The sequence below is a fragment of the Burkholderia sp. 9779_493 genome, assembly GCF_015712215.1.
GTDB classification, from domain to species: domain Bacteria; phylum Pseudomonadota; class Gammaproteobacteria; order Burkholderiales; family Burkholderiaceae; genus Burkholderia; species Burkholderia cenocepacia.
In genome coordinates this window covers 1-13,174 of the sequence record NZ_JACCQA010000072.1, presented here as the reverse complement: position 1 = coordinate 13,174, position 13,174 = coordinate 1, and the positions used below count along the sequence as shown (strand labels likewise).

Genomic DNA, 13,174 nt, shown 5'->3' with positions numbered 1-13,174 from the left:
GTTTTCGGCCGCGTCACCTCGCGGTGCGGCTTCTTCGGCGCTTCCGGCGTTTCCGGTTGCGTCGGCGCCGGCACGGGCGGCATCGTCAGCGGCTCGCCGGCGGTCTCCTCGACCGGCTCGACGAGCGCCTCGCTGATCGGGGCGGGCGGGTTCTGGACCGGCAGCAGCCCGCAGCCGGACAGCAGCGCGGCGGCGGCGAGAATCAGGAAGACCGTCGACGACGGCAACGACTTGCGGGATGCGGGAAACGGGAGTCCGCCGCTCATTGACACTCACTCCATGGGTCGGGGGCGGCCCGAGGGCACGCGGCTGGCGATGGATGGCGGGTGCGGGCGGCGCACCACGCGAGGTGAGAGTTTAACGTGTCTTGCTTTCAGGACCGATTTCGATGGCCTGTTGCAGGCGGACCGTCGGGAAAAGGAAGGGATCGGACGCGGGCGGACGACCGCGGAAACCGTCGGAGATGCGGTTGCGGCGCCCGAGCGTCGACGACGCGACGGGCGCCGCATGGCGTGTTGCTTATTTGACCAGCGAGCCGAGCGTCGTCGTCACCGGGGCGAGCACGCCACCCGTCTTCGACAGCGCGCCGGTGCCGCTGCCGCCCGTCAGCCCCGCGACCGGCGCGCCGCCGGTCGCGCCCGACACGGCGGCCGTCACGGTGCCGGCCGCCGACGTGAGCGCGCCTGCCGGGTTGCCGCCGCCCGTTGCACCGCCGAGTGCACCCGTCGACAGCAACCCCGTCACCGGTGCGAGCGGGCTCGTAGCGGCGCCGCCGAGCAGCGCCGTGCCGGCGGTGGCGACCGTGTTGCCGGTTGCCGTCACCACGTTGCCGACGCCGGTCGTCACCGGGTTGCCGCCGGTTTTCGCGATCGTCGTGCCGGCGTTCGCGACCCCGTTGCCGACCGTCGTCACGAGGTTCGTGAGCGGCGCGCCGAGCGGCGTGCTCGACGCGACCGTCTGCGTGATCGAGCCGACCTGCGTCGTGATCGGCGTGATCGCCGAACTGGCGGCGCCCGTGACCTGCGCGACGGGGCCGGTCGACAACTGCGTGCCGAGCGTGGCGCCGCCGCCGGCGATCGTGTTGCCGAGCGTCGTGATCGCGCCGCCGACGGGCGACGTGACCGGCGCGAGGGGCGCCAGCGCCGACCCGCTGGCGCCGAGGCTGGACACCACGCCGCCGGTCGCCGCGACCGCGTCGCCGAGGTTCGTGACCACGCCGCCCGTGCTCGCGACCGTCGTGCCGACCGGATTCGACGACGCGCCGAGCTGGCCGAGCCCGGCGCCGAGACCGGTGCCGAGCGTGGTGACGGCCGCGCCGGCGTCCTGCACGACGGTGCCGAGCCCCTGCATGGTCGCCGCGTTGGTGCCGGGCACCGACTGGCTCGCGATCACCGCGCCGCCGCCCGACACGGTGCCGCCCGCGGCGGTCACGATGTTGCTCGACGCCGCGGTCGTCTGGCCGACGCCGTTGGCGGACGCGCCGCCGGAGCCGTTGCCCGTGCCGCCGGTCGTGGCCGTCGTGTCGCCCGATCCCGACCCGCTGCCGCCGGCGCCCTGGCTCAGCGAGCCGGAGCCGCCGCACGCGGACAGCGACATCAGCGCCGCGGCGCCGGCCGCGATCATGATCATTCGGAGTCCTGCTTGATGAAGGGTGGGCGTGTTCATGTCGTCCTCGTCTCGATTATGGAAATGGATCTCAGGCAGCCTTCGTGTGCGTCGACGTATCGTCGCGACGGAAGCAAGGCGTCGGGCGCATCGTTGTTGTCTCCCTGATTGACCTGTCGCCGTGTCGCGTCTTCGCCTGAGTCGGAACCCGGAGCGCCTGCAGGACGAATCGTTTGAATTCTTTCGTCTTGCTTGCCGATCGTGCCGAAAACCACCGGATTCGTGCGATCAGAGTAGGTCCGTCGACACGAGCCGTCTTTTAACGATCGTTAAATTGAAGTAAGCGTCCGATTCACTGCGGAAATCGGGGTAATCACGGTCGACGCGGCGCGAATCGTGTGAGCCGGTGCCGGGGAGGAGAGGGGCGGCGGAAGGGGAAACACGCGACGCCGGCCTGGCCCGCCGTGATGGCGGGCAGGCGCGGGCGCCGTTTGAAGCAGCGTGAAGCCGGGCAATCAGGCGTCCGGATACCACGCGTCGGTGAATTCGCTGACCTTGACGTCCGTCAGTTCCGGACGGGCGGCCAGCCATCCGCGCACGAGTTCGCGGTCCGCGTCGGTCGTCGTGCCGCGCGGCGCGCCGGAGATCACGTACGCGCCGATGCCTTCGTCCGCGGACGCGACGGTCAGCAGCCCGTTCGCTTCGACGAAGTCGATGAACGCATCGATCAACTGGCCGCGCTCGAGGTCGGTCATGTCGTTGCGGTAGTGCGCGGTGGCGTTGAACGCGAGTTCCTGGAATTCGCCGATGTGGAGTTTCTTGCGCTGGCGGCGGTTGTGGCCTTGGCTCATGGTGTGGGGTGAATGCGAAAAGGGTCAATGAAAGGGCGGCGGCAGGTGCCGGCGCGGCATGCGCGAACAGCCCGGCCACCGCAGCGGGGCGCCGCGCGGTGCTGCCGGCGGCGGATGGGCGGAAGGTTACATCAGCACGATATCGTACTGCTCCTGGCTCAGATTCGACTCGACCTGCAGCGACACCGGCTTGCCGATGAAGTCGATCAGCATCGCCAGATGCTGCGACTCTTCATCGAGGAACAGGTCGATCACCTGCTGCGCGGCGATCACGCGGAACTCGCGCGGGTTGAACTGCCGCGATTCGCGCAGGATCTCGCGCAGGATGTCGTAGCACACGGTGCGCGACGTTTTCACCTGGCCCTTGCCCTGGCAGGTCGGGCACGGTTCGCACAGCACGTGCGCGAGCGATTCGCGCGTGCGCTTGCGCGTCATCTCGACGAGCCCGAGTTGCGAGAAGCCGTTCACCGTCACGCGCGTGCGGTCGCGCGAGAGCGCCTTCTTCAGCTCGGACAGCACCGCGTCGCGATGCTCGGCGTTCTCCATGTCGATGAAGTCGATGATGATGATCCCGCCGAGGTTGCGCAGCCGCAGTTGCCGCGCGATCGTGTGCGCGGCCTCGAGGTTGGTCTTGAAGATCGTGTCGTCGAAGTTGCGCGCACCGACATAGCCGCCCGTGTTCACGTCGATCGTCGTCATCGCCTCGGTCTGGTCGATCATCAGGTAACCGCCCGATTTGAGGTCGACGCGGCGCGACAGCGCGCGCTGGATCTCCGTCTCGATGTTGTACAGGTCGAACAGCGGCCGCTCGCCCGTGTAGTGATGCAGCTTCGGGCTCACGGCCGGCGTGAACTCGCCCGCGAACTCCGCGAGACGTGTGTACGTCTCGCGCGAATCGACCTGGATGCGCGTCGTGTCGTCGTTCGCGAAATCGCGCAGCACGCGCTGCGCGAGATCGAGATCCTGGTACAGCAGGCTTGTCGCCGGCAGCCGCTGCGCCTGCGCGACGATCGTCGCCCACGTCTTGCGCAGGTACGTGACGTCGCCGGCCAACTCGTCGGAGGTGGCGTCCTCGGCGATCGTCCGCACGATGTAGCCGCCTTTCTCGTCCGGCGGGATCACGGCGGTCAGCCGCGCGCGCACGGCCTCGCGCTCGGCCTCGCTTTCGATCTTCTGCGAGATGCCGATATGCGGTTCCTGCGGCAGGTAGACGAGCGTGCGGCCCGCGATACTGACCTGCGTCGACAGCCGCGCGCCTTTCGTGCCGATCGGATCCTTGATCACCTGGACCATCAGCGTCTGGCCTTCGAACACGATCTTCTCGATCGGCTGGTGCGGCGCGCCCGACTGCGGCTCGCCCGCGAGGCGCGGATGCCAGATGTCGGCGACGTGCAGGAACGCCGCGCGCTCGAGGCCGATGTCGATGAACGCCGACTGCATGCCGGGCAGCACGCGCACGACCTTGCCGAGATAGATGTTGCCGACCCGCCCGCGCGACAGCGTGCGCTCGACGTGAAGCTCCTGCACCGCGCCTTGCTGGACGAGTGCGACGCGCGTTTCCTGCGGCGTGAGGTTGATCAGGATTTCTTCGTTCATGGTGCGGTTCAGAAGGCGACGCGTGCGGTACGCAGCAGCGCGGCAGTCTCAAAAAGGGGCAGACCCATGATACCTGAATGGGATCCGTCGATTCGCTCGATGAATTCGGCCGCGCGGCCCTGGATCGCGTACGCGCCGGCCTTGCCGAACGGCTCGCCGGTTTCGACGTAGCGCACGTATGCGTCGCGCGACGCGGCCGCGAAGCGCACCGACGAGCGCGACAGCGCGGGCGGCAGCAGCTCGCCGCTGGCGTCGATCACGGCGACGGCGGTCAGCACCGCGTGTTCGCGGCCGGCGAGGCGAGTGAGCATCGCGAGCGCATCGTCGGCGTCGGCCGGCTTGCCGAGGATCGCGCCGTCGATCGTCACGGTCGTATCGGCCACCAGCACCGGCGCGGCCGGCTTGCCGCTCGCGACGAGGCGGGCACGCGCGGCCTCGGCCTTCGCGACGGTCACGCGCCGCACGTACGCGTCGGCGGCTTCGCCGGGCAGTTCGGCCTCGAGCGCCTCGGCGTCCTCGTCGGGGCGCGGCAGCAGCAGCTCGAAGCGTACGCCGATCTGCTGCAGCAGCTCCTGGCGGCGCGGGCTTTGCGAAGCGAGGTAAAGCGTCTGGAAAAGCGGGGTCGGGAAAAGCGCGGGGGACGTGCTGGACGGCATGGTGTCGTTATCTCGTTGAGCGCGCGCGGCGCGCGTCTCGAGGACGACACGTCATGCGCGGTGGTAGGGGTGATTCTGCGTGATGCTCCACGCCCGGTAAAGCTGTTCAGCGAGCAGCACGCGCACCATGCCATGCGGCAGCGTCATGCTCGAGATGCGCAGCAGCACGTCGGCGCGCGCTTTCAGTTCCGGATCGAGCCCGTCGGCGCCGCCGATCACGAACGCGACGTCGCGGCCGTCCTGCTGCCAGCCGGGCAGCGCCTGCGCGAGCTGCATCGTGGTCCAGTCGCGGCCGCGCTCGTCGAGCGCGACGAGGCGCGCGCCCTTCGGCAGCGCGGCCTCGATCTTCTGCCGCTCGGCCGCCATCACGCTTTCGGCGCTGCGACCGCCCGAACGCAGTTCGGGCTTGATTTCGCGCAACTCGATGCGCAGCTCGGGCGGCATCCGCTTCGTGTATTCGTCGAAGCCGGAGGCGATCCAGCCCGGCATCTTGTGGCCGACCGCGAGGATGAAAAGCTTCATCGGGACACGCGTGGCGGCTTAACGGCGGCGGGCGGCCGTCTTGCGCGCCGGGCGTGCGGGCGCTTCTTCCTCTTCCTCGTCGTCTTCGCTCGCCGTCGCGAAGCCGTTGCCCTTGCCGCCGCCGAGCTTCATCCGCACGGGCTTGTCGCCCCAGATTTCCTCGAGGTTGTAGTACTGGCGCAGCGCCGGTTGCAGGATGTGCACGACCGCGTCGCCGCAGTCGACCAGCACCCATTCGCCGGTGTCCTCGCCTTCGGAGCTGACGACGTCGCCGCCGGCTTCCTTGACCTTGTCGCGCACGTTCGACGCGAGCGCCTTGGTCTGGCGGTTGGAGGTGCCCGATGCGACGACCACGCGGTCGAACAGTTCGGTCAGGTGGCTGGTGTTGAACACCTTGATGTCTTGCGCCTTGACGTCTTCGAGGGCGTCGACGATCACGCGCTGCAGTTTGCGAATATCCATGGATTCAGGAATGGTAGAGGCGATGTTGAAGAATATAGGCCCATACGGCGGCCGGCACATGTTCGGCCGACGCGTCGGGCATTTGCGCATGGCGTGCGATGCATTCGCGCAGGTGCGCGCGGATGTCGGTCGCGGCGATGTCGAACGAAAGGGTCGTATCGATCAGCAGGCGGCCTGCCGGCGTGGCCTTCAGCACGTCGGCGCCGGCCTGCCGCGCGGTGATTTCCCGCGCGACGTCCGGCGGCGCCGCGCCGAGCTCGAAGCCCGGGCGCGTCGACACGCCGATGTGCGCGTAGTCGAACAGCGTGCGCCAGTCGCGCCACGTATCGAGGCGCACGAGCTGGTCCGCGCCGATCAGCAGCGACAGCGACGCATCCGGGCCGATCCGCTCGCGCCAGCGCGCGAGCGTCTCGACCGTGTAGGTCGGGCCGGTGTGCTCGATCTCGTCGGTAGCGACCGTTACGGTCACGCCCGGCACGGACAGCGTGCCGGCGGCCGCGCGCGTCATCGCGAGCCGGTGCTCGGCGGCCGACACGTCGCGCTTCTGGTACGGCTGCCCGGCGGGCAGCAATACGAGTTCGGTCAGGTCGAGCAGCTCGGCGAACCGGCGCGCGAGCGCGAGATGGCCATCGTGGATCGGGTCGAAGGTGCCGCCCAGCAAGCCGATACGGCGCGGCAGCGGGGCGGGGCGGGCGGTGGTGTCCAGAAACGCGTCCTTTCGTTGGGGCAGCGGGGGGCGCGGGCTCAGACCCAGTCGCGCGGCACGAGGAAGTCGCTATACAGCCGCGCTTCCGCCGAACCCGGCTCGGGTTGCCAGTTGTAGCGCCAGTTCGCGACCGGCGGCATCGACATCAGGATCGACTCGGTCCGGCCGCCGCTTTGCAGGCCGAACAGCGTACCGCGGTCGAACACCAGGTTGAATTCGACGTAGCGGCCGCGGCGGTAGGCCTGGAAGTCGCGCTCGCGCTCGCCGTACGGCAGCCCGGCGCGGCGCTCGACGATCGGCAGGTAAGCGTGCAGGAACGCATCGCCGACGCTTTGCATCAGGTCAAACGAGCGTTCGAAACCGGGCTCCGAGAAATCGTCGAAGAAGATCCCGCCGATGCCGCGCGTCTCGTTGCGGTGCTTCAGGAAGAAGTATTCGTCGCACCACTGCTTGAAGCGCGGGTAGAGCTCGATGCCGAACGGGTCGAGCGCATCCTTGCAGGTCTGGTGGAAATGCCGCGCGTCGTCCTCGAAACCGTAAACCGGGGTCAGGTCCATGCCGCCGCCGAACCAGAACACCGGCGCTTCGCCGGGTTTCGTCGCGATCAGCATCCGCACGTTCATGTGCACGGTCGGGCAGTACGGATTGCGCGGGTGCAAAACGAGCGACACGCCGAGCGCCTCGAAGCCGCGGCCCGCGAGCTGCGGGCGCGCCGCGCTCGCCGACGGCGGCAGCGCGTCGCCCGCCACGTCGGAAAAGCCGATTCCCGCGCGTTCGAACACGCGGCCGCCTTCGAGAATCCGCGTGCAGCCGCCGCCGCGCAGGCGTTCGGCCGGCCCGCGCTGCCACGTGTCGGTCGCGAGCGGCGTGCCGTCGAGCGCGCCGAGCGCGTCGGCGATCCGTGTCTGCAGGCCCTGGAGGTACGTGCGCACACGCGCCACGTCGTAGGTCGAATCGGTCATGTCTGGACTGGCTGCCCCCGCCTGACGCGGGGGCCGTAAAAAAAGCGTCTGCCGGGCATTCTATCGAACCCCGGCAGAGGGGCCGCCGCCGCGCGGGCGCGGGGCGGCGATGGCGACGTCACGCGCTCTTGCGGTTGAGCGCGCGGAAGCCGATGTCGCGGCGGTACTGCATGCCTTCGAAGTTGATCTGGTTGATCGTGTCGTACGCATGCTGCTGCGCTTCGCGCACCGAATCGGCGAGGCCGACCACGCACAGCACGCGGCCGCCGGACGTCACGAGCTTGTCGCCGTCGGCGAGCGTCGTGCCCGCATGGAACGTCACGGCCTGTTCGGTTTCGGCCGGGATCCCGTTGATGCGGTCGCCCTTGCGCGGCGCGTCCGGGTACCCGTGCGCGGCCAGCACGACGCCGAGCGCGGTGCGGCGATCCCAGTCGAGCTCGACCGTGTCGAGCGTGCCCGCGATCGCCTGTTCGACGACCTTCGAGAAATCGCTCTTCAGGCGCGCCATGATCGGCTGCGTTTCCGGGTCGCCCATCCGGCAGTTGAACTCGAGCGTGCGCGGATTGCCGTCCTTGTCGATCATCAGGCCCGCGTACAGGAAGCCGGTGAAGCGGATGCCGTCCTTCTCCATCCCGCGCACGGTCGGCATGATGATCTCGCGCATCACGCGTGCGTGCATCTGCGGCGTGACGATCGGCGCGGGCGAATACGCGCCCATGCCGCCGGTGTTCGGGCCGCGATCCTCGTCGAGCAGGCGCTTGTGGTCCTGGCTGGAAGCCAGTGCCAGCGCGTGCTTGCCGTCGACCATCACGATGAAGCTGGCTTCCTCGCCATCGAGGAATTCCTCGATCACGACGCGCGCGCCGGCATCGCCGAGCTTGTTGCCCGACAGCATCATGTCGACGGCCGCATGCGCCTCTTCGAGCGTCATCGCGACGACGACGCCCTTGCCGGCCGCGAGGCCGTCGGCCTTCACGACGATCGGCGCGCCCTTCGCGTCGAGATACGCGTGGGCGGCGGCCGCATCGGAGAAGGTTTCGTAGTCGGCGGTCGGAATGTTGTGGCGCTTCATGAACGCCTTCGCGAAATCCTTCGAGCTTTCGAGCTGCGCGGCTTCGCGGGTCGGGCCGAACACCTTCAGGCCGCGTGCGCGGAACAGGTTGACGATGCCGGCCGCGAGCGGCGCTTCCGGCCCGACGAGCGTGAACGCGACGCCTTCGCGTTCCGCGAAATCGGCGAGTTCGTCGAGCGACGTGATGTCGACGTTCTTCAGACGCTCGTCCTGCGCCGTGCCGCCATTGCCGGGCGCGACGTAGACCATCTGGACGCGTGGCGACTGCGCGAGCTTCCACGCCAGTGCATGTTCGCGGCCGCCGGAACCGACGACGAGTAGTTTCATGGGATTCCCCGCAGACTAGAAAACAGGGCGGCCGGCACGCTCAGGCGCGCCGGCCGCGGAATCGGTCGGGCCGCCGCCGCGACAGGTGCGCGGCGGCCGGCATCTCATTCCTCGACGATGACGGCGTTCGTATACACGTCCTGCACGTCGTCGAGGTTCTCGAGCGCGTCCAGGAGCTTCTGCATCTTCGCCGCGTCGTCGCCGGTGAATTCGACTTCGTTCTGCGGCTTCATCGTCACTTCGGCGAGTTCGGCCTTGAAGCCGGCGGCTTCGAGCGCGTCCTTCACCGCCGAGAATGCCTGCCAGTCGCACAGCACCTCGATCGAACCGTCGTCGTTCGTGTTCACGTCGTTCGCACCGGCTTCGAGCGCGGCTTCCATCAGCGCGTCTTCCGACGTGCCGGGCGCGAACAGGAACTGGCCGACGTGATCGAACATGAACGCGACCGAGCCGTCGGTGCCCATGTTGCCGCCGAACTTCGAGAATGCGTGGCGCACTTCCGCGACCGTGCGGGTGCGGTTGTCGGTCAGCGTGTCGACGATGATCGCCGCGCCGCTGATGCCGTAGCCTTCGTACCGGATTTCTTCGTAGTTCGCGCCGTCCGCGCCGCCGACGCCGCGATCGATCGCGCGCTTGACGTTGTCCTTCGGCATGTTCGCGTCGGCTGCCTTGTCGACCGCGAGACGCAGGCGCGGGTTCGAGTTGACGTCGCCGCCGCCGAGGCGCGCCGCGACCTGGATTTCCTTGATCAGGCGGGTCCAGATCTTGCCGCGCTTCGCGTCGGCCGCAGCCTTCTTATGCTTGATGTTGGCCCATTTCGAATGACCAGCCATACCTTTCTCCGTGCCCGGGCGCGCAGCGCGGGCGATTGTTTCAGTGTGTCGTTGAATCGGCGGCCGTTTCGGCGGGCATGAAGCCGCGGGGCCGCGCGTGTCGAGTGGATCGTGATTTTATCACGCGGCGAACCGCCGGTTCGGGGCCGCCGCGCATGGCCGAACGGCCGGGGCGGCCGTCGCGGCGCGCCGGGCCGCGCGGCAGGCGGCGCCGGCGAGTCAGTTCTTGGTGCCGAACAGGCGGTCGCCCGCGTCGCCCAGGCCCGGCACGATGTACGCGTGCTCGTTCAGGTGCGAGTCGAGCGACGCGACGAACAGCTTCACGTCCGGGTGCGCGTCCTGGAACACCTGCACGCCCTCGGGCGCGGCGACCAGCGCGACGAACATGATGTTCGCGGCCGGCACGTTGCGGCGCTTGAGCACGTCGACCGCGTGCACGGCCGAATAGCCGGTCGCGACCATCGGGTCGCACAGGATGAAGATGCGGTCTTCCAGGTCAGGCAGGCGCACCAGGTATTCGACCGGGCGGTGGTCGTCGGCGCGGTACACGCCGATGTGGCCGACGCGCGCGGACGGCACCAGGTCGAGCAGGCCGTCCGACATCCCGATGCCCGCGCGCAGCACGGGCACGATCGCGAGCTTCTTGCCCGCGATCACCGGCGCGTCGACCGCCACCAGCGGGGTTTCGACCCGCTTGGTCGTGATCGGCAGGTTGCGGGTGATCTCGTAGCCCATCAGCAGCGTGATCTCGCGCAGCAGTTCGCGGAACGTGCGCGTGGACGTGTCCTTGTCGCGCATGTGCGTGAGCTTGTGCTGGATCAGCGGGTGATCGGTGATGAAGAGGTTCGGGAAACGGCTGTCCTGTTTCATGACGGGGTGCCTTGGCGGCAAAAGGGGATCGGGGGCGGCGGCGGGCACGGGCCGGCCGTCGCTTATGGCCGCAATTTTACCAAGGCGCGCCGCGCGATCCGGATATTATCGACGTCTCACGACAATCCGCGTGCCGCGCACGCCCGTTCGCCCGCCCGTCGGCGGCCACACGGGGCCGCGCCGGCACGCGCGCCACCAGGGAAGCGACGATGGATCTCGGCATTGAAGGAAAGACCGCGCTCGTATGCGCGGCCAGCAAGGGCCTCGGGCGCGGCTGCGCGGAAGCGCTGGCCGCGGAGGGCGTGAACCTCGTGATCGTCGCGCGTACGCGCGACACGCTGGAGGAAACCGCGGAAGAGATCCGGGCCGGCGCGAACGTGTTGGTCACGGCGGTCGCCTGCGACATCACGACGCCGGACGGCCGCGCGGCCGCGCTCGCCGCGTGCCCGCAGCCGGACATTCTGGTGACGAATGCCGGCGGCCCGCCGCCCGGCGACTTCCGCGACTTCTCGCACGACGACTGGATCCGTGCGCTCGAGTCGAACATGCTGACGCCGATCGAGCTGATCCGCGCGACCGTCGACGGGATGATCGGCCGCGGCTTCGGCCGGATCGTCAACATCACGAGTTCGGCCGTGAAGGCGCCGATCGACGTGCTGGCGCTGTCGAACGGTGCGCGCTCGGGGCTGACCGGCTTCGTCGCGGGGCTGTCGCGCAAGGTCGCGGGGCAGGGCGTGACGATCAACAACCTGCTGCCGGGGCTGTTCGACACCGACCGGATCGCGACGACGCTCGCCGCGTCGGCGCAGGCGCAGGGCGTGACGGTCGACGAGATGCGTGCGCGTCGCACCAGGGACATTCCGGCCGGGCGCCTCGGCACCCGCGCCGAGTTCGGCGCGGCCTGCGCGTTCCTGTGCAGCGTGCACGCCGGCTACATCACCGGGCAGAACTGGCTGCTCGACGGCGGCGCGTATCCGGGTACGTTCTGACCCGCGCTTTTCGATTCACGACGACAACAACCGAACGACGAAGGAACTGGAGATGAGCAAACCCCGCATCGCACTGATTGCGCACGACGCGAAGAAGGACGAGATCGTCGCGCTCGCGGGCCAGTATCGCGAGACGCTCGCGCAATGCCGGCTGGTCGCGACCGGCACGACGGGCGGCCGTATCGCCGCCGCGCACGGGCTCGAGGTCGAGCGCAAGCTGTCGGGGCCGCTCGGCGGCGACCTGCAGATCGGCGCGGAGCTCGCCGACGGCCGCGTCGACATCGTCGTGTTCCTGCGCGACCCGATGACCGCGCAGCCGCACGATCCCGACATCACCGCGCTGGTGCGCGCGTGCGACGTGCACGACGTGCCGGTGGCGACCAACGTCGCGACCGCGCGGATGCTGCTCGACGATCTGGCGCGGAACATGCAGGACGTTTGCTAGGCGCGGGCCGCGTCCGATTGTCCCTGCCGGTGGCAGGGCCATGCACGGACGGCGGCGACGCGCGAGAATCGTGCGTCGCCACGCGCGCCTGCCGGCTCCTGCACGAATCGGTGCGACGCGCGCATCGGCGCCCCGGGTTTTCCTGACTGACAGACAGAAGAGGAGCAAAACGATGCCGAAAGCAATCCGATACGACCAGCCGGGCGGCCCGGACGTGATGAAGTGGGTCGATGTCGAGGTCGGCGCGCCGAAGGCGGGCGAAGTCCGCATCCGGCAACACGCCATTGGGCTCAACTACATCGACGTGTATTTCCGCACGGGCCTGTATCCGCAGCCGCTGCCCGGCGGCCTCGGGATGGAGGCGGCGGGCGAGGTGACGGCCGTCGGCGACGGCGTGACCGCGTTCAAGGCCGGCGACCGTGTCGCCTATGTCGGCCAGCCGCCCGGCGCGTATGCGCAGGAGCGCGTGATGCCGGCCGAGCGCATCGTGAAGCTGCCGGACGGCATCGGCTACGACGACGCGGCGTCGGTGATGCTGCAGGGCCTGACCGCCCATTACCTGCTACGCCGCACGTACCCGGTGAAGGCCGGCGACACGATCCTGATCCATGCGGCGGCCGGCGGCGTCGGCTTGCTCGTATGCCAGTGGGCGAAGGCGCTCGGCGCGACCGTGATCGGCACGGTCGGCTCCGACGAAAAGGCCGAACTCGCGAAGGCGCACGGCTGCGACCACCCGATCGTCTACACGCGCGAGAATTTCACGCAGCGCGTGAAGGCAATCACGAACGGCGCGGGCGTGCCGGTCGTCTACGATTCGATCGGCAAGGACACCTACATCGGCTCGCTCGACTGCCTTGCGCCGCTCGGCTACTTCGTCAGCTTCGGCAATGCGTCGGGCCCGCTGCCGCCGATCGACTCGAAGGAATTCTCGTCGCGCGGCTCGCTGTTCTTCACGCGGCCGACGCTGTTCTCGTACATCGCGAAGCGCGCCGATCTCGAGGCCGCGGCCGCCGAGCTGTTCGACGTGATCCTGTCGGGGAAGGTGAAGACGAGCATCAACCAGCGCTACCCGCTCGCCGAAGTCGGCCGCGCGCATGCCGATCTGGAAGCACGCAAGACCACCGGCTCGACGATCCTCGTTCCCTGACCCGTCCCCGCATGCCGGCGCGACGCCGGCATGCGCCTGTTGCGGGCGGCGCCCCGGCGCCGTCCGTCCCGCCTCGATTCGCATCCGTCCCGCCCCGCGCGTTTACGCGTTTTTTACACCCGCCCCGATAC

At 69.0% G+C, this 13,174-nt stretch carries 14 protein-coding genes and 1 pseudogene; 3 read left to right on the top strand and 12 right to left on the bottom strand.

The features are described 5' to 3' along the window. From H0X95_RS35115 to upp, 12 genes and pseudogenes are all read right to left on the bottom strand, one after another. Positions 1-266 (bottom strand): annotated as a pseudogene (locus tag H0X95_RS35115) (PRC-barrel domain containing protein); the annotation flags it as partial. 253 nt (positions 267-519) lie between these two features. Then, positions 520-1,665, bottom strand: coding sequence for a collagen-like triple helix repeat-containing protein (locus H0X95_RS35110; RefSeq protein WP_059721349.1), 1,146 nt, complete (start codon positions 1,663-1,665; stop codon positions 520-522). 455 nt (positions 1,666-2,120) lie between these two features. After that, positions 2,121-2,456 carry a YggL family protein gene (locus H0X95_RS35105; protein WP_006490771.1) on the bottom strand — a complete coding sequence of 112 codons (336 nt, stop codon included), beginning with the start codon at positions 2,454-2,456 and terminating at the stop codon, positions 2,121-2,123. Positions 2,457-2,582: 126 nt separating this feature from the next. Further along, on the bottom strand, positions 2,583-4,052 hold the full coding sequence (gene rng / locus H0X95_RS35100) for a ribonuclease G (RefSeq protein ID WP_006490773.1): 1,470 nt from the start codon (positions 4,050-4,052) through the stop codon (positions 2,583-2,585). An 8-nt stretch (positions 4,053-4,060) separates the two neighbouring features. Continuing rightward, complete coding sequence (locus H0X95_RS35095; RefSeq protein WP_006497036.1) at positions 4,061-4,708, bottom strand: Maf family protein; 648 nt, start codon at positions 4,706-4,708, stop codon at positions 4,061-4,063. 51 nt (positions 4,709-4,759) lie between these two features. Next, positions 4,760-5,230, bottom strand: coding sequence for a 23S rRNA (pseudouridine(1915)-N(3))-methyltransferase RlmH (gene rlmH / locus H0X95_RS35090; protein ID WP_006484265.1), 471 nt, complete (start codon positions 5,228-5,230; stop codon positions 4,760-4,762). Positions 5,231-5,248: 18 nt separating this feature from the next. Then, positions 5,249-5,692 carry a ribosome silencing factor gene (rsfS, locus tag H0X95_RS35085; protein ID WP_006484266.1) on the bottom strand — a complete coding sequence of 148 codons (444 nt, stop codon included), beginning with the start codon at positions 5,690-5,692 and terminating at the stop codon, positions 5,249-5,251. Between the two features lie 4 nt (positions 5,693-5,696). Further along, positions 5,697-6,422: a nicotinate-nucleotide adenylyltransferase gene (locus H0X95_RS35080; protein WP_370539326.1), complete on the bottom strand. Its 726-nt coding sequence runs from the start codon at positions 6,420-6,422 to the stop codon at positions 5,697-5,699. A 14-nt stretch (positions 6,423-6,436) separates the two neighbouring features. After that, complete coding sequence (gene hemF, locus H0X95_RS35075; protein WP_006497035.1) at positions 6,437-7,360, bottom strand: oxygen-dependent coproporphyrinogen oxidase; 924 nt, start codon at positions 7,358-7,360, stop codon at positions 6,437-6,439. 118 nt (positions 7,361-7,478) lie between these two features. After that, entirely contained in the window at positions 7,479-8,759 is a 1,281-nt protein-coding gene (gene purD / locus H0X95_RS35070; protein ID WP_006484263.1) for a phosphoribosylamine--glycine ligase, read from the bottom strand. A gap of 104 nt (positions 8,760-8,863) precedes the next feature. Next, positions 8,864-9,592 (bottom strand): YebC/PmpR family DNA-binding transcriptional regulator, encoded by a 729-nt coding sequence (locus H0X95_RS35065; protein WP_006478227.1) that lies wholly within the window; start codon positions 9,590-9,592, stop codon positions 8,864-8,866. A gap of 219 nt (positions 9,593-9,811) precedes the next feature. Beyond that, entirely contained in the window at positions 9,812-10,462 is a 651-nt protein-coding gene (gene upp / locus H0X95_RS35060) for a uracil phosphoribosyltransferase (RefSeq protein WP_006481871.1), read from the bottom strand. Between the two features lie 209 nt (positions 10,463-10,671). On the opposite strand from upp, the gene H0X95_RS35055 reads away from it, so the two are divergent. The 3 genes from H0X95_RS35055 (at position 10,672) to H0X95_RS35045 (ending at position 13,043) form a co-directional block, all read left to right on the top strand. Further along, positions 10,672-11,451, top strand: a complete 780-nt coding sequence (locus tag H0X95_RS35055) for an SDR family oxidoreductase (RefSeq protein ID WP_059721347.1) — start codon at positions 10,672-10,674, stop codon at positions 11,449-11,451. Between the two features lie 52 nt (positions 11,452-11,503). Then, positions 11,504-11,896 (top strand): methylglyoxal synthase, encoded by a 393-nt coding sequence (locus H0X95_RS35050; RefSeq protein ID WP_006478230.1) that lies wholly within the window; start codon positions 11,504-11,506, stop codon positions 11,894-11,896. Between the two features lie 172 nt (positions 11,897-12,068). Next, a complete protein-coding gene (locus H0X95_RS35045; protein ID WP_059721346.1) occupies positions 12,069-13,043 on the top strand; it encodes a quinone oxidoreductase family protein in 975 nt (324 codons plus the stop codon). The last annotated feature ends 131 nt before the right edge of the window (positions 13,044-13,174 follow it).